This is a genomic window from Hamadaea flava, assembly GCF_024172085.1.
Classification (GTDB): domain Bacteria; phylum Actinomycetota; class Actinomycetes; order Mycobacteriales; family Micromonosporaceae; genus Hamadaea; species Hamadaea flava.
Genome location: NZ_JAMZDZ010000001.1, coordinates 2,781,392 through 2,803,878 on the forward strand (window position 1 = coordinate 2,781,392; position 22,487 = coordinate 2,803,878).

Consider the following 22,487-nt stretch of genomic DNA (forward strand, 5'->3'; position numbering starts at 1 on the left):
GGACTGTCTCCTCCTCCGGATGGCGCGCGGAACCGGCCGGGTGGTGACCCGGTACCGTCCGAACGCCTTAGGTGATTGCGGGAGATTAATCCCTCACGCGAGTCGCTGTCTATATCTAAAAAGTTATATGTCTCAAAGGAATTATCCACATTGTGACCAGGGCGAAAGGAGGCGATTCCGAGTTCGGATTCATCTACTGGAAAGGCATGCGTCGACTGCTCCCCACTGGACTCACGGCCCGTACGCCCTTAAATTCTGGGAGTAACCCCCGCGTCCACTGGAGGACCCCACGTGCGCACAAGACGCGCCCTGATCAGCCGCGCCGCGGCCGGACTCGCCGTGGCCGTGAGCCTGGCCATGATCCCGGCCCCGGCTCAGGCGGCGACCCCCACCGACCTGTTCATCTCGGAGTACGTCGAGGGCAGTTCGAACAACAAGGCCCTGGAGTTCTTCAACGGCACCGGCTCGGCCATCGACCTGGCCGCCGGCGCGTACAGCGTGCAGATCTTCTTCAACGGCGCGACCACCGCCGGCGCGACGATCAACCTGACCGGCACGGTGGCCGACGGCGACGTGTTCGTGCTGGCCGCCGCCTCCGCGTCGGCGACGATCCTCGCGGTCGCCGATCAGACCACCACGGCGTCGCTCTACAACGGCGACGACGCCATCGTGCTGCGCAAGGGCACGACCGTGCTGGACTCGATCGGCCAGACCGGGGTCGACCCCGGCACCGAGTGGGGCAGCGGCCTGACCAGCACCGCCGACAACACGCTGCGGCGCAACGCGACCGTGATCGCCGGGGACCTCGACCCCACCGACGCGTTCGACCCGGCCGCCCAGTGGACCGGCTACGCCACGGACACCTTCGACGGGCTCGGCGCGCACGCCGTGGACGGCAGCGGAGACCAGCCCGCGGCGCTGTCCTGCGGCGGGACGCTGACCGTCAGCCAGGGCCAGGGCGGCGAACGTGTCGTCACCGCCGTGGACGCCGACGACCAGATCACCGACCTCGCGGTCGCGGTGAACCCCACGCCGTCCGCCGGCAGCGTCTCGCGTACCAGTCTGACCGCGGCCAGTGAGGTCGGCGGGACCGCCAGCGCCACGATCACCGTGACCAGCGACGTGCCTGCGGGCTCTTACGCAGTGACCGTGACCTCGACCGACGCGAGCGGGTCCGCCGCGACCTGCACGTTCACCGTCACGGTGACCAAGGTGTACACCGTGGGCGAGATCCAGGGCTCGACCGGCGACGCGGATAACCCGCGCACCGACCGCTCGCCCTTCGCCCCGGCCAGCGGAAACGGCACGAGCTCGACGCTCTACGACATCCGCGGCGTGATCACCCAGCGCACCCTCGCGCGGACCTCGGCCGGCGCCGACCAGAACGGCTTCTTCCTCCAGTCCCGCAAGACCGACACCGACGGCGACCCGACCAGCTCGGACGGCGTCTTCGTGTTCATGGGCTCGTTCACCTCGCTCATCGGCGGCTACGTGCCGGTCGTGGGCGACGAGGTCGTGATCCGCGCGCGCGTCTCGGAATACTTCTTCATGACCCAGCTCACCTCGGCCTCGCTGGTCAGCAAGCTCGTCTCCGGGGTCGACGTCCGCGACCAGGTCGCGGTCACCGACGCCAAGCCCCCCGCCGACTCGGCCGCCGCGGACCGCTTCTGGGAGCGGCACGAGAGCGAGCAGATGAGGGTACGCGCGGGGAGCGCCGTCACCGGGGCACGCGACGTCTTCCGGTCCACCTTGGACTCCGAGGTCTGGCTGATCGACCGGGACGATCCGCTGATGTCGCGGGCCGACCCGTACACCCGCCGGGTCTACCGTGACCCGCACCCGATGGACAACGACCCGCTGCACTTCTTCGACGACGGCAACGGCAACCGGATCCTCGTCGGCAGCCTCGGCGTGAAGGCCAGCGCCCACGACAACACCACGCTGGTGCCCCCGGCCAGCGACTTCGACCTCGTCGAGTCCGACGCGGTCGGCGGGCTGATGTACAACTTCGAGAAGTACTCCATCCAGCCCGACGCCATCGCGTTCACCGACGGTCCCGACCCGGCGGGCCTGGCCGCGCCGCGGGCGGCCGACCGGAACGAGGAGTTCGCGGTCGCCACCTTCAACGTCGAGAACCTCTACGACTACCGGGACGACCCGTTCGACGGCTGTGACTTCACCGGCAACTCCGGCTGCCCCGGGGTCAGCCCGCCGTTCGACTACGTCCCCGCGTCGGAGTCGGAGTACCGGGCGCATCTGAGCGGGCTGGCCACGCAGATCACCGCCAACCTGCACTCTCCCGATCTGCTGCTCGTGCAGGAGGCCGAGGACCAGGACATCTGCACGGTCGCCAATGGCGCGCTGGTGTGCGGCGACACGAACAACGCCGACGGCAAGCCGGACACGCTGCAGGACCTCGCCCTGGCGATCGCCACAGCCGGTGGCCCGGTCTACGACACGGCTTTCGACCGGGACGGGGCCGACGCTCGCGGGATCACCTCCGCGTTCCTCTACCGGACCGACCGGCTGTCGCTGGCCGCTCCGGCGTCGGTGCTCACCGCCACGCCGGGTGTGGTGTACCGCAGCGCCGACCTGTCGTACAACACGGATGTCTCGAACCCGAAGGCGCTCAACGCTCAACTGCCCTCGGACGTGGACACGTCGACCGGGGTGGACGGCTCGAACGTCTACACCCGGGCGCCGCAGGTGGCCCGGTTCACCGTCGCCGCCCGGCCGGGGTCTGCTGAGGGTCTGACGTTGTGGGCGGTCAGCAACCACTTCTCGTCCACCCCGGACGCCCGGGTCGGGCAGCGGTCCGAGCAGGCGGCGTACGGGGCGGCGATCGTCAAGGCCATCCAGGCGACCGACCCGGCCGCCCGGGTCGTCTACGGCGGCGACCTGAACGTCTTCCCACGCCCGGACGACCCGATCGCGACCTCGGACTCCGACACCCCGTCGGACCAGCTCAAGGCGCTCTACGACGGCGGGCTCTACAACCTGTGGGAGGTGCTGGCGGCGGACGTACCCGCGTCGGCGTACTCCTACGAGTACGAAGGCCAGGCGCAGACGCTGGACCACCTCTGGGTCACCGGCCCGCTCTACGACGACCTGATCCAGATGCGGGCCGCCCACGTCAACGCCGGCTACCCGGCCGACTACGACGGCGACGGCGCGCACGGCGTCAGCGACCACGACCCGCAGGTGGCGCTGTTCGCGTCGCGGGCGCGGCTCACCGTCGCCGACGTCACGGTCACCGAAGGCACCGGAACCGGGTCGACGCGTACGCCGCTGACGTTCACCGTCAAGCTCAGCCGGCCGCTGTCGCAGCCGCTGCCGCTGTGCGCCGTCGCGTACGGGATCACGGCGTCCCCGTCGAACGACTTCGACCCGGTGCTGACCTGCGCCGTCGTGGCCGCCGGCCAGACGACGTGGACGGTGACCGTGCCGGTCGTGGCGGACAAGCGCAAGGAAGGCACCGAAAAACTCGGGCTGTTCGTGACCGGGCTGCCCTCGGTCGTCTACACCGACTCGGTCGCCGTCGGCACCATCCTCGACGACGACTGATTCGCCTTCGCACCACCGGGCGGCGCTTCGCTTTCGCGGAGCGCCGCCCGCTTCGTTAGGTGCAGATCACGGTTATGCATGCTTCCGCGGCCGGATTTGGCCTGCGTAACCGTGATCTGCAGCTAACGGGCAGCGCCGGCGCGGGCGCGGGCGGCGCAGCCGGGCGGGCGGCGCGGGCGCGGGCGGCGTCAGCTGGCCGTGCGGGCGGGCGTCGCGCCAGCGGGCCGCGGCCGTCAGCGGGCGGCGCGGGTGTAGCGGGTGAACAAGAGTTCGCCGTCGGTCAGCAGGTGCGCCAGCTCCATCCGTTGCGGGGGCGACGGCGGCCCGGCGGTGATGCGCGTACCGCCGGGTCCGGCCAGGACCGGGCTGATCGTCAGGCACAGTTCGTCCACCGCACCGGCCGCCTCCAGCGTCCCGACCAGCGACGGGCCGCCTTCGCACAGCACCCTGGTCAAACCGCGTTCGGTCAGCCCGGCGAGCATCGTCGGCACGTCGACCTCGGTGTCTCCGGCGAGGATCACGTCGCGGAATCGCTCCCGGCCGGGTGCGGCGGCGACCGTCACGATGATCGCGTCGCCGAACGTGTCCGGGTCGAGGTCGAGCCGCCGTGTCACGATCGCCATCCGCGGCTGGACCAGGTCGTATCCCTCTGTGCGTACGGTGCCTGCCCCGACGAGCACGACATCGGACGCCTTGCGCAGGACGCCCATCAGGGCTTGATCGTTGGCGTTGCCCAGCCCGCCGGAGCGCCCGTCGAGGACGGCGGACCCGTCGGCGGACGCGATGAAGTTCACCCGTACGCCTGGTGATTGTGCGTACAGAGAGGAGAGATCAGCAGGGCCACGAACAGGGAAGAGTTGTTCCACCCCAGCAGGTTCTCACGAAACCGAACTCGTTCGGGCGATCTCCGTAGCATGATCATGTATCGACATCTGTCACATTGGTTCCTTACCATAGTGAACATGGCACGCACGAGAACCGTCGCCGGCGCCGGAACGATCGGCACCGCTCTGCTCGTCCTGCTGTTCGGTAGCCAGCCGATCGTCGAATGGGTGAACAAACACACCCAGCCCGACGAGGCTTTCGGTTGGTTCATGCGGGTCCTGACCTGGCCACGTTGGGCTTTCGGCCCGGTCGACGGATCCGCCGGTTCGATGCGGCGGCTGCTCGCGGACGACCTGCGAGCACTCCTCCTCATCCTGTTCGTCGCGGTCATCCTGGCGGTCGGTGCGAAAACGGCCAGTGGGGTGTCCGCCTTCATCCTGGGTTGGGCGGCCGTGATCTTCGCAGCCGCGCTCGCCGCGTTCATCACCGCGTTCATCCTGGCCGACCCATCGCTGCTCACCGCGTTGCAGCTGGCGGCGGCCGGATCTGCGTACGGGCTGTTCGCGGGGTGGATAGTCGGGGCGATCACCGTCACCGGCAAGGCCGCCGGATAATGACGGGGTGGCTCATGATCATGCCGAAATCGACCTCCGGGAGCTGACCGAGACCGACGCCGAGGCTGCCTGGCGACTTGGCAGCCTCGCCTTCGGCTATCACGACCGGCCCATGCCGACCGAATTCGCCGACCAACCCGGCCGCGTCACCTGGGGCGCGTTCGACCACTCCGGCCGGCTGCTGGCCAAGGCCGTCGACCGTGACCAGGGACAATGGTTCGGCGGAAAGATCGTGCCGACCTCCGGAGTCGCCGGGGTGGCCGTCGCCGCCGAGGCGCGCCGGACCGGGCTGAGCCGGGCGGTCCTGACCCGATTGCTCGCCGGAGCCCGCGATCGCGGCGCGGCGATCAGCACCCTCTTCCCCACGACGCCATTCCCCTACCGCCGCCTCGGCTGGGAAGAGGTCGGCGCGCTCACGTCGTACTCGCTGCCCACCGCGTCGCTCGCGACCGTGCGCGACTCCGGGCTCACGCTACGACCCGCGACCGTCGCCGACGTCCCCGGCATCTACTCGGCCTACGACCGCGTCGCCCGCACCGGCACCGGCCTCATGAACCGGTACGGCCCGCTGTTCGACACCACCCCCGAAGAACTCATCCAGGACTTCGACGGCCTCACAGTCGCCGTCGGCCCTTCTGGTTCGATCGACGGGTACGCGAGCTGGGAACGTGGTTCGGGCTACGACGAACGTGGCCGGATCACCGCGTACGACGTGATCGCCGCGACCGCGGAGGCGACCAGCGCCCTGCTGGCGATGTTCGGCGGGTGGTCCAGTGTCGCGCCGACGACGGTCTTGCGGCTGGCGTACCCGGATCCCTTGTGGTTCTTCCTCGCGAGCCCGCTGGCGAAAGTCGAGAAGCGACAGCCGTGGATGTTGAGGGTGGTCGACGCGGCGCGCGCGGTCGAGGCGCGCGGCTGGCCGGAGTTCGTGAGCGGCAGCGTGGACCTGGAGCTGATCGACGCTGAGTGCCCGTGGAACGCCGGACGGTACCGGCTGGTCCTCGACGGCGGCCAGGCGCGGCTGGAGCCCGGCGGCACCGGGGCGGTCCGCGTCGGGCCGCGTGCCCTCGGCGTCTGGTACGCCGGTGCCGCCGCGCCCGACGCGCTGCGCCGAGCCGGCCTGCTGAGCGGCGGAGACGCTCGGACGGACGCGTTCTTGCAGGCGGCGACGGCGGGACCGGCGCCGACCCTGCTCGACTACTTCTGAGCGCGGCTGTGTATAGTGAGCGACGTCGGCGTGAGCCGGCAGGCGGACGTAGCGCAGCTGGTAGCGCATCACCTTGCCAAGGTGAGGGTCGCGAGTTCGAATCTCGTCGTCCGCTCTCGCTCTTCTCCTGAAGCCCACCCTGGGGGTGGGCTTCAGTACTTTCCGCGCTGGTAACGTCGCTTGTCGTGACGATCTTTCTGCCGGAGCTCATTGAACCCCGCCGGGTCATCGCCGGGCGTACCTTCGACTTCGACCGGCAGGTCGCCGTCATGGCGGTGGTGAACCGCACCCCCGACTCGTTCTACGACAAGGGCGCGACGTTCGCCCTGGAACGCGCGGTCGAGGCGGTCGACCAGGCGATCCTGGAAGGAGCCGACTGGGTCGACATCGGCGGGGTGAAGTTCTCCCCCGACGGCCCCGAGGTCACCGCGGCCGAGGAAGCCGAGCGGGTGCTGCCGGTCGTGCTCTCCGCCGCGCGTACGCACCCGGGAACGGTCATCTCGGTCGACACGTTCCGGGTGGAAGTCGCCGCCGCCGCCCTGGCCGCCGGCGCGCACGTCGTGAACGACACGACCGGACTACACGATCCGGCACTGGCCGACCTGGTCGCGGCCAACCCGCAAGCGCAACTGATCATCACGCACAGCCTGGCCAAACCGCGTACGCACTTCCCCCGGCCGTCCTACGCCGACGTCGCCCGGGACATCGCGGCGTTCCTGCGGGACCGCGTCGACATCGCCCTGTCCCGGGGCGTACGCCCGGAGCAGATCATCATCGACCCCGGCCACGACCTGAACAAGAACACCCGGCACACCCTGGAACTGACCCGGCGGCTCGACGAGATCGCCGCGGTCGGCTACCCGATGCTGGCCGCCGTGTCCAACAAGGACTTCGTCGGGGAGACGCTGGACCGGCCGCAAGGAGCCCGGCTGGAAGGGTCACTGGCCGCCGAAGTCGTCAGCATCCTGCTCGGCGCCCGGATCGTGCGTATGCACAACGTCCGCGCCGCCGTGGACGCCGCCCGGATGACGGAAGCGATCCTGGGGTGGCGCGAACCCGCCTACCTCAAACACAACGTCTGACCCTCGCTGTGCGCTGCACGTACAGTTCGGTGCGCGCCAAACTCCGCGGATCCGTTGGGTTCACAACCGAGATGACCTTCGGCAGGCTGGGACGACCGTCCACCACGAAGGGAAGCTGACATGAAACTCGACGCGCGCAAGAAGATTCGAGCCGGCGTACTAGGAGCAGCGATCGCCCTCGGAACGCTCGTCGCGATCAGCCCAGCGAGCCCGGCCGCCGCCGCCACCTATTGCACCCTGAAGGTCGAGACGCGGGCAGCGGACTGGACCGCGCAGTCCGGGTGGGCCTGGTACACGAACTGCAGCAGCATCACCAGGAAGGTCCGGACCAAGAACAGCGGTGGGACGTACTCGTCGTGCCAGCTTCTGACTCCGTACGCCACGTACCGCTGGGATTGGATCGCCATTTTGGGCATCGGATACCCGCAGAGCATGGTGACCTGCTGACGGGATAAGCCGCTCAGCGGAACGGGTTCACGGCCGCGAGCTACCTCCACCGCGGCCGTGAACGCCAATGCCCCGCCGCCACTCTCCCCGTTGATCATGGCGTTGACTGTGGTCTCGGCGGTGTGTCATGACCGGAACTCCATGATCAACGGAACCGGCGAGCTGGGCGGCGTAGCGGGCGCGGCACGCAGCGCGGGCGCGGCACAGCGCGGGGCAGCGCGTCAGGGGCGCATGCCGGCAAGGGCGAAGCCGAGCATCCGATCAGCCTCCGCCGCCGATCCAGCCTCCCGCAGCCAAGCCGCCGCGTTCATCAGGGCGAACACGTCCTGCCCGGCCACGTCGGCCCGGATCTCCCCAGCTTTCCGGGCCCGAGCGGCCAGCCCTTCCCCGATCTCCATCATGCGTACGCAGCTCGCATGCAACTCGGACGCCGAGTCGTCGGCCCCGCCGACGAGTTCGGCCGCCAATCCCTGGTACGCCGCGGCATGCTCGGTGACGGCCCGAATCCACTGCTCCAACGCGTCGGCGGCGGGTGAGGTCAGCAACCGATCACCCAGCTCGAACAGTGTCTCGTTGCGTTCCCGGAGCAGCGCGCCGAGCAGCGCTCGACGGTTCGGAAAGTGACCGTAGAGCGTCCCGATGGCGACGCCTGCCGAGCGTGCGATGCGCTCCAACGGCGCGTCGACGCCGTGGTCACGGAACGCCGTCTCGGCGGCCGTCAGCAACCGTTCGTAGTTGCGTTGGGCATCAGCGCGCGGCACCGGGGTCCTCCTCACAGCGGGGGTTGCTTAGTCGAGGGTACCTCAGGTTATATTCCGAGGGACCCTCGACTTAACTCCAGCGAAGGAGACCCCGTGATCCTCGTGACCGGCGCGACCGGCTCGATCGGCCGCCACCTCGTGCGCCGCCTCACCAACCTGAACGTGGAGTTCACCGCACTCGTACGCGATCCCCAAGCCGCCAGCCTGGACTGCGACGTCGTGGCGGGCGACTACGACGATCCCGCCTCGATCGCCCGCGCGCTGGAGGGAGTGGACCGGCTGTTCCTCAACGGTGGTGGCGCGATCCCAACCGACGGGCCCCAACCGATGGTGCGCCAGCAGATCAACGCGATCGACGCCGCGATCGACGCTGGAGTGTCCACGGTCGTCAAGGTCTCGGTGTGGGGCGCCAAGCCGGGCGGGAAGCTGGCCGAGGGCGCGCACTGGGAGATCGAACAACACCTGAAGACATCCTCTCTGTCGTGGTCGCTGCTCCAACCCAGCGGCTTCATGCAGAACTTCCGTACGGGAGCCGGAACGTTCACCGATGACGGCGCACTGATCGGGCTGGCCGGCGACTGGCGGGTCTCCTACATCGACGCCTTCGACATCGCCGCGTGCGCCGCCGAACTCCTGATCAGCCCGCATCGCGGCAACGAGACCTACGTGCTGACCGGACCGGAGGCGCTGACCCAGGCAGAGATCGCGAAGAAGCTCGGCGTCAACACGCTCGACCTGACCGAACCGGAGATGACTGCGCGGCTGACCGGGCTCGGCCTGCCCGCCCCATTCGCTGCTGACGTCGTGGACCTGTGGCGCGAAGTTGCGGCCGGATCCCTCAGCGCGACGACTGACCGCGTACAACATCTGACTGGCGGGCGGCCGCGGACCTTCGACGAATTCCTCGCCGCCTAGGTCTCCGCCGCCCGATCACGAAGGTCACATCGGGCGGCGATGAGCGCGGGGCCGACGCCCCATCCGTCAGCTCGGCCGGCCGACCGCAGCGAGCTGCGGGGCAGGCGTTCCCGATACGGCCGCGCGGGTCTCGCGCATGAGCGACAGGCCGGTGACCACCATCAGTGTCGCGGTCAGGCAGTGGACGCCGAGCGCGGTGGCCAGGGAGCCGTGGTGGGCCAGCACGTTGACCATGTCGCCGTACGCGGCGAGCGCCTCCACCAGCAGCACCCAGGCCAGCGCGCGGCGGTGGCCGGTCAGCAGCAGGACGCCCAGGACCAGGGCCAGGACGACGTCGCGGATTCCCTTGGTGATCAGGAACCCGCCGCCGTCGCCGGACGGCCAGTTCGGCAGGCCGTAGCCCGGCGCCGGCGTCTGCGGGTTCAGGATGTACTCCGTCCCGAACCAGAGGATGAAGAGGATGAACGCGGCGGCCAGGATGGTGTTGATCTTCTTCAGTGACATTGCGCTTCTCCTTGTGGGATCTTCGTCGGGCTGCGGTGGTCTCAGGCGAGGGCGACGACCAGCAGGGTGAAGGCGGCGATGAGGACCGCGACGCGGACGTAGTGGTAGCGGTCCCACTGGCGCAGCTGCTGCTTCCAGTCGGCGGGCCGGTTTTCGGGGGTCCACGTCTTATTCCGGTTGTTGATCGGGACGAGCAGCAGGATCGACATGACCACGCTGACCACCAGCAGGCATGCGGCGGTGATGACGAGTCCGGCGCCGTGGTGCTGCCATCCGGCGACCGCCCAGATGGTGCTGAGGACGACGGAGCCGATGTACCAGAACGGCATCACGGCGCCGAGCATCCGGCCGCCATGGGCGTGGCCGAGCTGACCACTGTCCTCGGGAAGTGCGTTCAGGATCCGGTTCATGATGACGGCGACGGAGAACTCCACCCCCACCAGCAGTCCGACGATCACGACGGTGACGACCTCAAGTGCGTTGAGCACGACTGTTCCTCCAGAAGATCTAGCATTGCTAGCAGGCGAGGCAACGCTAGCAGTGTCGTTGCTTGCTTGTCTAGCAGTGCTAGGATTCCGTCATGTCGGTAAAGGAACGCAAGCAGCGAGAGCAGGCGGATCGCGAGCGCCTCATCGTGGCGACCGCTCGCGAACTCGCTGAGCAGCAGGGTTGGGACGCGGTCACCACCCGCCGGCTCGCCGAGCGCATCGAGTACAGCCAGCCCGTCCTCTACAGCCACTTCCGCGGCAAGCGGGAGATCATCGGCGCCGTCGCCCTGGAGGGGGCTACGGAGATGGCCGCAGCGGTGCGGGCCGCGACCTCCGCCGAGGACGACCCCCGCGCCCGGGTCGCCGCCCTGGCCCGCGCCTACCTCGACTTCGCCGCGCGCAATCCGGCGGTCTACGACGCCCTTTTCCAGCTCGACGGCGGTCTGGCGTACGCGCAGGAGGACACCCCTGCGCCGCTCAAGGACGCCTTCGCGGCGCTGATGGAGAGCCTGGGCGAAGTCGCCGGGGACGGCGTCGACCCGGGGTTGTTCACCGAGGTGTTCTGGGCGTCCTTGCACGGCCTGGCGACCCTGACCCGCGCGGGCCGGCTGCTACCCGAGTACGCCGAGCGCAGGGTGCAGTTGCTCGTGGACCGGCTCCCCGTCACCTGACGCACCGGCCCGGCGGGTACGCGACCGTCAGGCGGCCGCCTCTTCGACCTCCAGCAGGCTGGTCTCGTGCCGCTCAGCCTCGTACGCCGCCTTGCCCCCACGAAGCCCGAACAGCCGCTTGGAGACGAGGATGTAGACGACGGCCGCGATGTTGATGACGAGCGCCCCGATCCGCACCCAGGTCACGCGTTCGGTCAGTTCGTAGATCTCGATCGGGATGAACAGCGACGTCGCGACGACCGCGAAGTATTCGCCCCATCGCTTGAGCAGCCACAGTCCGGTGCCTTCGATCAGTTGCAGGGCACCGTAGAGGATCAGACCGAGGGCGATCCAGAGCAGCCAGTTCGACTGCGCCTCGATGACCGTCCGCAAAGTGTGCACAATGGACGAATCTTCGAGGTTGTAGTTGATTTTCTGGGCGATCGGTTCCAGCAGCGGCAGATCCTCGTGGAAGGCGCGCTGCACCGCGTCCTGATGGCTACGGAACCGGAACACCCCGTACGCAGCCAGCAAAACCGCCAATCCCTTGGCGAACCGTTCAACGGCGAGTAGTCGCAGGATTACGGTGTCGCGCAGTGCCCGGCCCCGCAGCACGATGGGAGCGTCGCTCGCCGGGCCTTCGGCCTTCGGCTCGCCGACCACGAAATCGCCGCAGCGCAGACACCGCCAGGCACGCCCGATCGGGGTCTCGGCGTGCAGCCGTTCACGCAGCTCAGGCTCGGTCGGGGCGTACGTCTCGTGCCCCCGGCGACCACACGATCGCAGGTTCCAGTCCACGGGCCGAAAGGTATCGCACCGGCACCACCGAGGTGCGCTCGCTCGTTGAAACCGGCAGAATGCCTGACGTTGTGTCGGCCCCCGCCGACGTAACGGCAAGTGTCGGTGCCCCTTGGGAGGATCATCCCGTGACCGAGACCCCCGACCGCTACTCGGATCGGAACGCCCCGCAACCCGCGGGTGGCGTCTCCGCCATCCGGGCCGCTCGTCAATGGCCCGTGTTCAAACCCGACAAGCGCAGCAACTTCTGGATCAACACGCTGCTGACGGTGGTGGCCATCGCCGCCTCCTACGGCGCCGCCCTCGGCCAGGCCGGTTTCGCCGAGCTGTATCTCGGCATGCACGGCCCCGAGCGGTACGTGGTCTTCCTCATCATCGAGGCGACCGCGGTGGCGTTGATGCTGTTGGCGAACCAGACCGCGCTGGCCGGTGACTCCGCAGGCGGCCTTTGGACGCTCGTGTGGATCGTCACCGCGGGTGCGGTCACGATGCAGGTCGTCCACGCCAACGCGATCGGCCAACCCGAGGCCGCGATGGTCTACGCGACCGCCTCCGTGCTGACGGTGGTGCTGTGGCGTGCCAAGACCCGCCGTTCGCTGCGGGACCGGCTACGCGCCGCGGGCATGATCGAGGACCCGTTGCCGCGCTACCGGCCGGTTCGCTGGGTGTTGCGCCCGCGCGAAACCTTCCGCGCCTGGTACCTCGCCCTCGGCGAAGGCGTCTCCGACCCGGCCACCGCCATGGACATGGCCCGCGCCGACCGGCTCTACCACCGTTCGGCCAAGACGGCCCGCGAGGCGCTCACCCGCGCCCGCCGCGCCCGCCAGCCGCTGCCCGACCTCACCGACCAGCAGCACGTGGTGCCGCCGTGGCGGGTCACTCACCCCGACGCGCGGCGCTTCGGCGTACTGCCCTGGCACCAGCACACCCCGGCCCAGCTCGCCGCGGCCAAGGAAACCGCGCCCGTCCAGGCCACGCCGCTTCCGCCAGCCCAAGTTGTACGCCCACAGCCGCCCGTGCAACGCCCGGCCCAGCCGATCGAGCAGCGCCCGCCGTCGGACCGCGACGAGCCGCTGCTGCCCGCGCCGATGCCGTCGTTCTCCGCGCCGGACGTGTTCGAACCACCGATCTCCGTCCCGCCGCCCTTCTCGGCTCCACCGCAGCCGGAGCGACCGGTGTCGGCGGTGCCGGCCGAACTGTTCCGCGAACTTCGCGAGCAGATGTCGTCGCCCCGCGAGATCCGTGAGCAGACGTCCCCGCCCCGCGAGATCCGGGACCAGATTCCGTCGCCGCTGGCGGCCGCCACCGCGCGTACGCAGGGCCCGTTGCGGCAGGCGGTGTTCACCGCGCTCGACCGGATCATCACCGACTCCGACGAGGGCTTGATGCGCGGCGAGATCATCGGCGCGCTGGTCGACCAGTTCCCCGACGACGACCCTGAGCAGCTCGAACGCTTCTTCGACCAGTACACCGAAGAAGCCTCGATGGGCCGACGACCCCGCCGAGCCGCAGTCGGCTGACCTGACGGCTACCGGATGCCGGGTGGCGTATCCAACGGGAACGCCACCTCGGTGTCCGCGTCCGGCGAGTGAGCGACAGCAGCCTCCGCCATCCGCTTCTCCACCCCCGCATCCGGGTACGCCGCATCCACCGGCTCAGCGAACCAACCGCACCGGCAGACGACGCTGTAGTAGCCGAGCTGCTGCCTTCGGTCGAGGACGTAGATCACGCCGGCGTCGTGTTCGGGCCTGGCGGACATGCCGAAGATGCGACTGAGGATGCTCACGGCGCGTGAGCGTACTGTCGCCCCGCAACCGGGCACCTTGCGCTGCGTCCCGTCCCGTCCGACCCCGCGCCCGCTCTCCGGGTCCACATTGCTCGCACGCTTCCCTCGCTCTCCTGGCCCGACCCGCTCTCCGGGCCCTCTTCCGCGCCGTTGTCCGCGGCTGCTTTCTGGTCCGCTCTCGTCGCTCACAAGATCGTCGGCGGCCGACGACAATGGGGCTATTTCAGGACTTCACGTCGGCAGCCGACGATCTTGGACGCCCAAACCGCCAAGAACGTCGGCTCCCGACGATCTTGGCGACACGACGGCGCGACACCGAGCGCCATACCGGCGTCGCGACACTGGCGGCCGAGAACGACCAATCGCCCATGGACGCCGGGCCCGCTCAGGGTGCTAGGCCCCTGCAGCGACCGAGACCCCCAAGGCGCGAGTCACCAGCGCGCGAGACCCCCCAGCCCCCGGACCTTCCCAGCGCACGAGACCTCGCCAGCGCGCAGAGTTGATCAGGGAGTCGCGGAGTTGATCAGGGTCCCAGGCACACGACACGCCGGTTGATCATGGCGTTAAGTTCATGATCAACGGGACAAAGCGGCGGGTGGGAGGAGCGAGGGGTCGCTCGGGAGGGGGACGGAGGAAGACATGAAGATCGTTCAGCGGACGCAAAGTGCGATATCGCGACGGTCGTCGTCGATACTGTCTGGCGGACCGAGGATCGTTCCCCGACGAGGAAGGGTTGACTCCGTGGCCGGCAGACATGCCGCAGGAAAGACCACCCCCAAGGATCACGAATCCCGCACAACGCAGTCGCAGTACTTGGCCCGGCACGCGTTGAACCGCCGCCGTCGCCAGCTCGTGGTTCCCCTCGCCACCGCCACCGCCCTCACGGTGGCCGCCATCGGCGCTGCCGGTCTCGCTCAGGCGAACGGGCCGGCGAAGAATCCGGAGACGCCGTCGAAGGCCGAGAACGCCGAGACTCCCCTGCACGAGACCGAGGTCGCGTCGCGGTCGGAGAGCCGGCCGACCCCCAAGCCGTCGCCCACGAAGAAGAAGCCGAAGGTCTCCGGCACGTGCGGCGCGAGCTTCTACGACGTCGGTCAGGGTACGGCCAGCGGCGAGCGCTTCGATCCGTCGCAGTTGACCGCAGCACACAAGACGTGGAAGTTCGGCACTCGCGTACGCGTGACCAACCCGCGCAATGGCAGGTCTGTCGTCGTACGCATCAACGACCGGGGTCCGTACATCGACGGGCGCTGCATCGACTTGTCGCGGGCGGCGTTCGCCTCGATCGAGAACCCGGGCCGGGGTGTCATGACGGTCCGCTACGAGGTCATCGCGTAGAGCCGAGACCTAAGCAGGAACCACGGAAGCGGGTGACCAGCGAAGGTCGCCCGCTTTCGGCGTATCAGCTGGATTTTCGGCGGGGCGACATGGCCCGCAGCCGCTCGATGGCCTCGCCGAGCAGGGCCGTGTTCTTGCGCACGAACTCGAGGATGAGCTGGGTCTCCTCGGGTGAGTGGCTGCCGAGCAGGCGCGTACGCGCGAGCGTGAGCGGGATGAACAGCGGCGAGATCTCGGTCAACCCACGCTCCATGTTGATCGTGACGGTGACTCGGCGGCGGTCGTGCGGATCGCGCTCGCGCAGGATGTGCCCCTCGGCCTCGAGTTTGTCGAGGATCGCGGTGGTGGAGGCGGTCGTGAGGCCGATGCCGGCGGCGACCTGACCGGCGGTGAGCGGGCCGTCGAGGGCGATCAGGTTGAGGCAGTTCAGCTGGGTCGCGTTGAGGCCGACGACTTCCGCGGCGGCTTGACCGAGCGCCATCGACATGACCGCCTGACGGCGCATGAGCTGCTCGAACTCAGCCTCCTCCGCCGAGACGCCGGGTACGGCGGACCGAATCTGACGGTCGGCGCTTGACATGTGACCTCCGCTGCCGCATTCTCTAGAAAATCTAATCTTTAGAAATCCTAGCTTCTAACTTTACTAGAAGGGCAAGATTCCTAATGGAACGTCTAGCGTCCCACACCACCCCGGCCGTGAGCCAGGACGCCGAACCGACCAACGATCCGCGCCGCTGGATCGCGCTCATCACCATGCTCAGCGGCGCGTTCATGAACCTGCTCGACGTCAGCATCGCCAACGTCGCGCTCCCCTCCCTGCGAGCCGACCTGGGTGCCAGCTTCTCCGCCGTGCAATGGCTGCTCGCGGGGTACACGCTGGCCTTCGCCGCGCTCCTGATCACCGGTGGGCGGCTGGGCGACATGTTCGGCCGCAAGCGGCTGTTCCTCATCGGCATGATCGGCTTCGCGGTCGCGTCCGCGCTGTGCGGGGCCGCTCCGACGCCGGGCGTACTGGTCGGCGCGCGCATCCTGCAGGGCGCCGCCGGTGCGCTGATGGTGCCGCAGGTCCTGGCCACCATCCAGGTCACCTTCTCCCCCGCCGAGCGCATCAAGGCCCTCGGCGCGTTCGGCGCCACCGCCGGCCTCGGCACCGTCTCCGGCCCGTTGCTGGGCGGCGTACTGATCCAGGCGGATCTGTTCGGGTGGGGATGGCGCTCGATCTTCTTCATCAACGTGGCCATCGCGGCGATCGCGGTGCCGATCGCCTTCCTGGTGGTACGCGAGTCGCGCAACACTCAGGCGGCACGTCTCGACCTGCCGGGCGTCGTCCTGGTGACCGCCGGGCTGCTGCTGTTCGTCTACCCGATCGTGCAGGGCCGGGAGAACGACTGGCCGCTCTGGGGTTGGCTGATGATGGCTGCCGGGCTGGTCGTGCTGGCCTTCTTCGCCTGGTACGAGCGCCGCCGCACGTCGCCGCTGGTGCCGATGACGCTGTTCGGCCGCCGGTCCTTCACCGCCGGAGTCCTGACCGGACTAGCGTTCTTCGGCGGGATCGCGTCCTTCTTCCTGGTGCTGACCTTCTACCTCCAGTACGGCCTCGGCTTCACCCCGCTGCGGGCAGGTCTGACCACGCTGCCGTTCTCCATCGGCGTCGGCGTGCTGTCGGTCGCCGCCACGAAGCTCGCCCCGAAGTTGGGCCGCCTCACCGTCATGATCGGCGCCGCCGTGATGGCGCTGGGCATCGGCGGGGTCGTCTACACCATCGGCGAGCACGGTCCCCGCATCGAGTCCTGGCAGCTCATCCCGGCCATGGCGATCGCCGGGGCAGGCATGGGCCTGGTCGTCGCCCCGCTCGCCGACATCATCCTGGCCGGCGTCGACCGGAAGGACGCGGGTTCGGCCTCCGGCGTCATCAACACGGCGTACCAGATCGGCAACGCGCTCGGCATCGCCGTGCTCGGCTCGATCTTCGTCAGCCTGCTCGGCAGCCAGGTCGGCCCGGCCGTCGACCACGTCGCGCCGCAGATCCGGGCCGTCGTCACGGTTCCGGCCGCGCAGGACGCTGCGATCGCCGGATTCGAGACCTGCCTGTACGACCGGGTGACCGCCGATGACACCGCTGTCGTGCCCGCCAGCTGCCAGGCCGTCACCGCCGCTGCGGCTACGTCGCCGCAGACGGCCGGGGTCGCCGCCGCGGCTGCCACGGAGGCCCGCGAGCGGGTGTTCGGTGGGGCGACCCAGCGCACGCTCGGCTGGCAGCTGGGTCTGCTCGCCCTCACGCTGCTGCTGATGACCGCGCTGCCCCGGGGCAAGGGCGTCCACCCCGGCCCACCCAGCGCCTGACACCCCTTCGCTGGATTCCCCGCTGGGATTCCCTGCAGATCACGGTTACGCATGCCTCCGAGGCCCTGGGAGGCATGCGTAACCGTGATCTGCACCTAACGGACGCAGCGGCGCGGGCGGGCGCAGCGGCGCGGGCGGGTGCAGCGGGCTAGAGCGGGGGGCCGAGTTCGGTGGTGACGGATTCGGCGATCCAGTCCAGCGCGGTGGACCGGTCGAGTAGCGACGGGTGCACGGTGAGCTGCACGGCCAGCCCGTCGATCAGCGACGTGATCCGCCAAGCTGCCTTGACCGGGTCGGCGCAGGTGAACGACCCGTCCGCGACGCCGGCCGCGATCGCCTCGGCCAGCGCCTCCTTCCAGCGCAGGTACAGCCGTCGCGACACCGCTTCCAGCGACTCGTTGCGCAGTGCCTCCGACCAGCCGTCGATCCACAATGCCCAGGCTTTCGACCTTCCGGCTGGGGCGTACAGGTCGATGATCTGGCGCACCTTCTCGGCCGGTGGAACAGCTGACGAAGCGACCTGGTCGAGCCCGGCGAGGTCCCGTTCGGCGGCGTACGCGAAGGCCTGGGCGAGCAGAGCGTCTTTGGTGCTGAAGTGGTAGAACACCAACGCCTGGCTCACTCCGGCGGCGCGCGCCACATCCCCCGTACGCGTATTGGCCAGCCCGCGCTCGACGATGACGTCCACCGCTGTGCGGAGCAACTCGTCGAGGCGTACGTCGGCGGGTCGGCGGCTCACGCGGGACACGGTAACGCATCTCCTCGCGAAGACGGCTCGTTGCTCCCGTTATGCGCCTCCGCCGATTCGCCCTGCTCATCGTCTGTTTCACGGTCGCAGCCTGCGCCCCGGCCGCCGTCGAGAACACCGCTCAAACGCCCGCCCCGACACCGGCGGCCGAACCCGGGAACCCGGAGGTGACGCTCGCGTTCGCCGGCGACGTGCATTTCACGGCCAGAACTCTCGGCGTACTCGCTGATGTGGGAAAGCTGGACCCGGTCGCGAAAATGATGGCCGACGCGGACGTGGCGATGGTGAACCTCGAGACCGCAGTGACCACGGGCGGGACCGCGGAGCGCAAGACGTTCCTGTTCCGCTCGCCGCCCGGCGCGTTCGCCGCGCTGAAATCCGCGGGCATCGACGTGGTCACGGTCGCGAACAACCATGCGCTGGACTACGGCCGGGTCGGCCTCGCGGACACGCTCGCCGACGCCGCGACCGCGCGGATGCCTGTGGTGGGCGCGGGTTCGTCGGCGGCCTCGGCCTTCGACCACCACCTCTTCTCCATCAGGGGTACGCGCATCGCAGTGCTCGGCATGAGTCAAGTAAGTGAGCTGTGGCAGCAGTGGCGAGCCACCGACGACGACTCAGGCATCGCCATGGCGCGGGATACGACGCGCGCCGTCAATGCCGTACGCCAAGCCGCCGAAGCAGCCGACGTCGTCGTGGTCTACCTACATTGGGGTACGGAGTACCAGAAGTGCCCGTCGAAGGAACAGCGCACGCTCGCCCGGCAACTCGCCGACGCCGGCGCCGACGTCATCGTCGGTACGCACGCCCACGTGCTGCAAGGCGACGGGTGGCTGGACAACGCGTACGTGCACTATGGGATGAGCAACTTCGTATGGTGGCGCAACGACGCCGCGACCAACGACACCGAAGTACTCCGGATCACGGTGCGATCCGGGCGGGTTGCCTCGGCTGCTGTCGTTCCCGCGTACATCAACCGGACGACGGGGGTTCCCTATGCTGTCGGCGGCTCCGCCGCCTCGCGGATCCTCGGGGTCCGGTCGCGCGCCACCGCGTGCTCCGGGCTCACCCCTCCCGCCGCCCCCTGACGCGCCCCGGCCTCCGTCGCGCTCGCCCCGTCACGCCGCGCCTCGCCCCGGCCCTGTCCCGTTGATCATGAACCTAACGCCATGATCAACCGGCGTGTCGTGTCCGCAGGACCCTGATCAACTCCGCCAGCGCCTGATCAACTTCAGGAACGTGGCAGACTTTGCCCGTGCTCGATCACCTGCTGCCGCGCGTACTGGAGCTTGTCGCCGCCAAGCCGAACCGGGTGATCGTCGGCCTCGCGGGGCCACCGGGGGCCGGTAAGACGACGCTCGCCCGCGACCTCTGGCAGGCATTGATCGCGCACGGCATCACCAGCGCGATCGTTCCGATGGACGGCTACCACCTGGCGAACGAGGAGCTACGCCGGTTGGGCCGGTCCAACCGCAAGGGCGCGCCGGACACGTTCGACGCCGACGGCTACCTGGCGTTGCTCTGGCGCCTGTGTACGCAGTCCCAGTCCACGGTGTACGCGCCGTCGTTCGATCACGTCCTCAACGAGCCGATCGCGGGATCGATCCCGATCGCGCCCAGCGACCGCGTCATCGTCACCGAGGGCAATTACCTGCTGCTCGACGAGGAACCCTGGGCGGGCATACGCGCACTGCTGGACCTCTCGGTCTATGTGGACGTCGAATCGTCCGCCGAACGCGTCGAGGGCCTCATCGAGCGCCAACTGGCCAAGGGGCTCGAAGTGAGGGCGGCCGAGGACTGGGTGCTACGCAGCGACGAGGCGAACGCGCACCTCATCGCCACCCGAAGCGCCACCGCCGACGTCACCGTCACCCGCTGAACGCCGCACCGCGCCATCCCACGCCGCGCCGGGCCAAGCCGCCCGACGCGACGTGCACGACCGACGCGACCGACTCCGCCCGACGCGACGTGCACGACCGACGCGACCGACGCGACCGACGCGGAGAATCACAGCGTCAGCGGACCTGGAACGACCGCTTCGACAGTCCGAGGAAGTACCCCTCGATCGTGGTCTCGACCGGCGTATCCGGCTGAGCCGCCGCGCCCATCGTCACGAACAACGGGATGTAGTGGTCCACCGTCGGGTGTGCGTACGGCATGCCCGGCGCCTTGGAGGCGTACGCCGCCAGAGTGTCCACGTCACCCCGGCCGAGCGCGTCGGCCGCCCATTCGTCGAAGTCCTTCGACCAGCCGGGCGGCGGGTTGCCCGGGGTGAAGTCGGAGCGGCGCAGGAACGGCAGGCCATGGGTCATGAATCCCGATCCGACGACCAGTACGCCTTCCTCTCGAAGCGGAGCGAGCCGCCGTCCGAGGTCGAGCAGCTTGGCTGGATCCTGGGTCGGCAGGCTCAATTGCACGACGGGTACGTCCGCCAGCGGCAGCATGACCTTCAGCGGCACCCACGCACCGTGGTCGAGGCCGCGGCTCCTGTGCTCGTGCAGGTCTTCGCCGTCGGGCAGCAGCGCGGCCACCTTGCGGCCCAGTTCGCTCGCGTCCGGCGTCGGGTAGGTCATCTCGTAGAACCGGCGCTCGAAGCCGCCGAAGTCGTAGACGAGCGGCGTACCGGCGGCTGTGCCGGAGATGCTCAGCGGGGCATGCTCCCAGTGCGCGCTGACGATGAGGACAGCCTTCGGCTTCGGCATCTCCTGCATCCACCCGAACAGCTGGCTCATCCAGAGGTCGTCGTCGAGCAGCGGCGGCGCGCCGTGGCCGAGGTACAGGGCGGGCATCGGCCCGTCCTCGGGAGTCCAGACGCGCTGCTCCTGGCTCAGCGGTGCGGCCTGGGCGAGAAAGCGGTCGTACGGGAAGTTCATGCCTTCATCGTAGCCCGCTTTAGTTGAACCTTCAAATAGTTGACCGAGGCGTATCTTGCTCCTGTGACGCGCATCCCCCTCGCCGCACTCGCCGCCGCCGTGTGCCTGGCTCTCGCCGCGTGCAACACCGCCGCCCCCGACCCGGTGGCCTCATCGTCGCCCTCGGCCACGCCCTCGTCGGCGGCCCCGTCGCCCAGCCCTTCGACGAAAGGCCCGGAACCGACGATCACCCTGGCCTTCGCCGGAGACGTGCACTTCACGGGCAAGACGGCGAGCCTGCTCGACAATCCGGCCACCGCCGTCGGCCCGTTCGCCAAGCAGCTTTCCGCCGCCGATATCGCCGTGGTCAACCTGGAGACGGCGATCACCACCCGCGGTACCCCCGAGCCGAAGGAGTTCCATTTCCGAGCGCCGCCCAAGGCGTATAACGCCTTGAAAGCGGCCGGGATCGACGTGGCGTCATTGGGCAACAATCACGCGCTGGACTATGGCCGCGTCGGCCTGGCCGACAGTCTGGACGCGGCCCGCGCGGCCGGCATGCCCGTGATCGGCGCCGGCCGCAACGAGGCTGAGGCTTACGCACCGTGGGTGACCACGGTCAAGGGCGTGCGCATCGCGATTCTCGCGATGTCCCAGATCCACACCCTCGCTGAATCCTGGGCCCCCAGCGCCACGCGGTCCGGCGTCGCCATGTCGCACGACCGGGCCCGTGCAGTTCAAGCGGTACGCGACGCGAAAGCGCAAGCGGACGTCGTCGTGGTGTTCATGCATTGGGGCGTCGAAGGCAGCAACTGCCCGAAGGCTGAGATGACCTCCCTGGCCAAAGCGCTCGCCGGGGCCGGCGCAACCATGATCATCGGTACGCACGCCCACGTACCCCTGGCCGGTGGCTACATCGGCGCGACCTACGTTCACTACGGGCTCGGAAACTTCGTCTGGTACACCGGCGGCTCGGACCGCCCCAGCTCGGACACCCTCGTGCTGAACGTCACCCTCACCGGTTCCCGAATCACCTCGACGTCCGTTTTGCCGGGCATCGTGACGTCTTCCGGACAGCCCGCCCCAGCCACCGGCAGCCGCCTGGCCTCGGTGAAATCACGGCTAGCGGGCGCGGCCCGATGCTCCGGATTAGCCGCATCCCCCTCGTGACCTGCGACTCCGCCATTTCGACGCGCCCAGGAGGTATCCGGTTTGGCAACGCTCCCCGAGACCCGCTAAAGTCTTTCAAGTCAGCGCGGGCCGCTCACGCGGAACCGGGCCGATTGCGGACGTAGCGCAGTTGGTAGCGCATCACCTTGCCAAGGTGAGGGTCGCGAGTTCGAGTCTCGTCGTCCGCTCGGAGAATCCCCAACCCAGGGGAAAGCCACGGTGGAGTGGCCGAGAGGCGAGGCAACGGCCTGCAAAGCCGTGTACACGGGTTCAAATCCCGTCTCCACCTCGGTCCGGCTGCGAAGCCGAACTAGCACGGGCGATTGGCGCAGTGGGAGCGCGCTTCCTTGACACGGAAGAGGTCACTGGTTCAAACCCAGTATCGCCCACCAGTA

The 22,487-nt window shown here is 69.0% G+C and carries 22 protein-coding genes and 4 tRNA genes; 17 read left to right on the top strand and 9 right to left on the bottom strand.

Going from position 1 to position 22,487, the window contains the following annotated elements; translation table 11 throughout:
• Positions 1-291 precede the first annotated feature (291 nt).
• Complete coding sequence (locus HDA40_RS12980; RefSeq protein ID WP_372502860.1) at positions 292-3,564, top strand: lamin tail domain-containing protein; 3,273 nt, start codon at positions 292-294, stop codon at positions 3,562-3,564.
• A 233-nt stretch (positions 3,565-3,797) separates the two neighbouring features.
• On the opposite strand, the gene HDA40_RS12985 is transcribed toward HDA40_RS12980, so the two are convergent.
• Positions 3,798-4,358: a dihydrofolate reductase family protein gene (locus HDA40_RS12985; RefSeq protein ID WP_253755369.1), complete on the bottom strand. Its 561-nt coding sequence runs from the start codon at positions 4,356-4,358 to the stop codon at positions 3,798-3,800.
• A gap of 168 nt (positions 4,359-4,526) precedes the next feature.
• On the opposite strand from HDA40_RS12985, the gene HDA40_RS12990 reads away from it, so the two are divergent.
• The 5 genes from HDA40_RS12990 (at position 4,527) to HDA40_RS13010 (ending at position 7,739) form a co-directional block, all read left to right on the top strand.
• Positions 4,527-5,003 carry a hypothetical protein gene (locus HDA40_RS12990; RefSeq protein ID WP_253755371.1) on the top strand — a complete coding sequence of 159 codons (477 nt, stop codon included), beginning with the start codon at positions 4,527-4,529 and terminating at the stop codon, positions 5,001-5,003.
• Positions 5,004-5,010: 7 nt separating this feature from the next.
• Positions 5,011-6,210, top strand: coding sequence for a GNAT family N-acetyltransferase (locus HDA40_RS12995; RefSeq protein ID WP_253755373.1), 1,200 nt, complete (start codon positions 5,011-5,013; stop codon positions 6,208-6,210).
• Between the two features lie 42 nt (positions 6,211-6,252).
• Positions 6,253-6,325 (top strand) — tRNA-Gly (locus HDA40_RS13000).
• A 154-nt stretch (positions 6,326-6,479) separates the two neighbouring features.
• A complete protein-coding gene (gene folP / locus HDA40_RS13005) occupies positions 6,480-7,292 on the top strand; it encodes a dihydropteroate synthase (RefSeq protein ID WP_275978876.1) in 813 nt (270 codons plus the stop codon).
• A 120-nt stretch (positions 7,293-7,412) separates the two neighbouring features.
• On the top strand, positions 7,413-7,739 hold the full coding sequence (locus tag HDA40_RS13010) for a hypothetical protein (RefSeq protein WP_253755377.1): 327 nt from the start codon (positions 7,413-7,415) through the stop codon (positions 7,737-7,739).
• 221 nt (positions 7,740-7,960) lie between these two features.
• On the opposite strand, the gene HDA40_RS13015 is transcribed toward HDA40_RS13010, so the two are convergent.
• Positions 7,961-8,500 carry a TetR/AcrR family transcriptional regulator gene (locus HDA40_RS13015; protein ID WP_253755379.1) on the bottom strand — a complete coding sequence of 180 codons (540 nt, stop codon included), beginning with the start codon at positions 8,498-8,500 and terminating at the stop codon, positions 7,961-7,963.
• Positions 8,501-8,593: 93 nt separating this feature from the next.
• Between HDA40_RS13015 and HDA40_RS13020 the strand changes: the two genes are divergently transcribed.
• Positions 8,594-9,415 (top strand): NAD(P)H-binding protein, encoded by an 822-nt coding sequence (locus HDA40_RS13020; RefSeq protein WP_253755381.1) that lies wholly within the window; start codon positions 8,594-8,596, stop codon positions 9,413-9,415.
• 66 nt (positions 9,416-9,481) lie between these two features.
• Here HDA40_RS13020 and HDA40_RS13025 read toward each other — a convergent pair whose 3' ends face one another.
• Positions 9,482-9,919 carry a DUF4267 domain-containing protein gene (locus HDA40_RS13025; RefSeq protein WP_253755383.1) on the bottom strand — a complete coding sequence of 146 codons (438 nt, stop codon included), beginning with the start codon at positions 9,917-9,919 and terminating at the stop codon, positions 9,482-9,484.
• Positions 9,920-9,960: 41 nt separating this feature from the next.
• Positions 9,961-10,407 (bottom strand): anthrone oxygenase family protein, encoded by a 447-nt coding sequence (locus HDA40_RS13030; protein ID WP_253755385.1) that lies wholly within the window; start codon positions 10,405-10,407, stop codon positions 9,961-9,963.
• A 92-nt stretch (positions 10,408-10,499) separates the two neighbouring features.
• Here HDA40_RS13030 and HDA40_RS13035 point away from each other — a divergent pair, with 92 nt between their 5' ends.
• Positions 10,500-11,078, top strand: a complete 579-nt coding sequence (locus HDA40_RS13035; protein ID WP_253755387.1) for a TetR/AcrR family transcriptional regulator — start codon at positions 10,500-10,502, stop codon at positions 11,076-11,078.
• A gap of 27 nt (positions 11,079-11,105) precedes the next feature.
• Here HDA40_RS13035 and HDA40_RS13040 read toward each other — a convergent pair whose 3' ends face one another.
• Entirely contained in the window at positions 11,106-11,855 is a 750-nt protein-coding gene (locus tag HDA40_RS13040) for a DUF2127 domain-containing protein (RefSeq protein WP_253755389.1), read from the bottom strand.
• Between the two features lie 128 nt (positions 11,856-11,983).
• Between HDA40_RS13040 and HDA40_RS13045 the strand changes: the two genes are divergently transcribed.
• Positions 11,984-13,375 carry a DUF2637 domain-containing protein gene (locus tag HDA40_RS13045; RefSeq protein ID WP_253755391.1) on the top strand — a complete coding sequence of 464 codons (1,392 nt, stop codon included), beginning with the start codon at positions 11,984-11,986 and terminating at the stop codon, positions 13,373-13,375.
• An 8-nt stretch (positions 13,376-13,383) separates the two neighbouring features.
• Here the strand turns inward: HDA40_RS13045 and HDA40_RS13050 are convergent, their stop codons facing one another.
• Entirely contained in the window at positions 13,384-13,641 is a 258-nt protein-coding gene (locus HDA40_RS13050) for a hypothetical protein (protein WP_253755393.1), read from the bottom strand.
• A 741-nt stretch (positions 13,642-14,382) separates the two neighbouring features.
• On the opposite strand from HDA40_RS13050, the gene HDA40_RS13055 reads away from it, so the two are divergent.
• Complete coding sequence (locus HDA40_RS13055) at positions 14,383-14,979, top strand: septal ring lytic transglycosylase RlpA family protein (RefSeq protein ID WP_253755395.1); 597 nt, start codon at positions 14,383-14,385, stop codon at positions 14,977-14,979.
• A gap of 64 nt (positions 14,980-15,043) precedes the next feature.
• Here HDA40_RS13055 and HDA40_RS13060 read toward each other — a convergent pair whose 3' ends face one another.
• A complete protein-coding gene (locus tag HDA40_RS13060) occupies positions 15,044-15,559 on the bottom strand; it encodes a MarR family winged helix-turn-helix transcriptional regulator (RefSeq protein ID WP_253755397.1) in 516 nt (171 codons plus the stop codon).
• A gap of 83 nt (positions 15,560-15,642) precedes the next feature.
• On the opposite strand from HDA40_RS13060, the gene HDA40_RS13065 reads away from it, so the two are divergent.
• Positions 15,643-17,322, top strand: coding sequence for an MFS transporter (locus HDA40_RS13065; RefSeq protein WP_253755399.1), 1,680 nt, complete (start codon positions 15,643-15,645; stop codon positions 17,320-17,322).
• A 148-nt stretch (positions 17,323-17,470) separates the two neighbouring features.
• Here the strand turns inward: HDA40_RS13065 and HDA40_RS13070 are convergent, their stop codons facing one another.
• Positions 17,471-18,061, bottom strand: coding sequence for a TetR/AcrR family transcriptional regulator (locus HDA40_RS13070; protein ID WP_253755401.1), 591 nt, complete (start codon positions 18,059-18,061; stop codon positions 17,471-17,473).
• Positions 18,062-18,111: 50 nt separating this feature from the next.
• Here HDA40_RS13070 and HDA40_RS13075 point away from each other — a divergent pair, with 50 nt between their 5' ends.
• The gene (locus tag HDA40_RS13075) at positions 18,112-19,158 is read left to right on the top strand and encodes a CapA family protein (protein WP_253755403.1); all 1,047 of its coding nucleotides are present in this window, start codon (positions 18,112-18,114) and stop codon (positions 19,156-19,158) included.
• A gap of 167 nt (positions 19,159-19,325) precedes the next feature.
• On the top strand, positions 19,326-19,949 hold the full coding sequence (locus tag HDA40_RS13080; protein ID WP_253755405.1) for a nucleoside/nucleotide kinase family protein: 624 nt from the start codon (positions 19,326-19,328) through the stop codon (positions 19,947-19,949).
• 136 nt (positions 19,950-20,085) lie between these two features.
• Here HDA40_RS13080 and HDA40_RS13085 read toward each other — a convergent pair whose 3' ends face one another.
• A complete protein-coding gene (locus tag HDA40_RS13085; protein ID WP_253755407.1) occupies positions 20,086-20,943 on the bottom strand; it encodes a dioxygenase family protein in 858 nt (285 codons plus the stop codon).
• 63 nt (positions 20,944-21,006) lie between these two features.
• On the opposite strand from HDA40_RS13085, the gene HDA40_RS13090 reads away from it, so the two are divergent.
• From HDA40_RS13090 to HDA40_RS13105, 4 genes are all read left to right on the top strand, one after another.
• Positions 21,007-22,092 carry a CapA family protein gene (locus HDA40_RS13090; RefSeq protein WP_253755409.1) on the top strand — a complete coding sequence of 362 codons (1,086 nt, stop codon included), beginning with the start codon at positions 21,007-21,009 and terminating at the stop codon, positions 22,090-22,092.
• 115 nt (positions 22,093-22,207) lie between these two features.
• Positions 22,208-22,280: transfer RNA gene (locus HDA40_RS13095), tRNA-Gly, on the top strand.
• A gap of 30 nt (positions 22,281-22,310) precedes the next feature.
• Positions 22,311-22,381 (top strand) — tRNA-Cys (locus HDA40_RS13100).
• A 28-nt stretch (positions 22,382-22,409) separates the two neighbouring features.
• Positions 22,410-22,484, top strand: a tRNA-Val gene (locus tag HDA40_RS13105).
• The last annotated feature ends 3 nt before the right edge of the window (positions 22,485-22,487 follow it).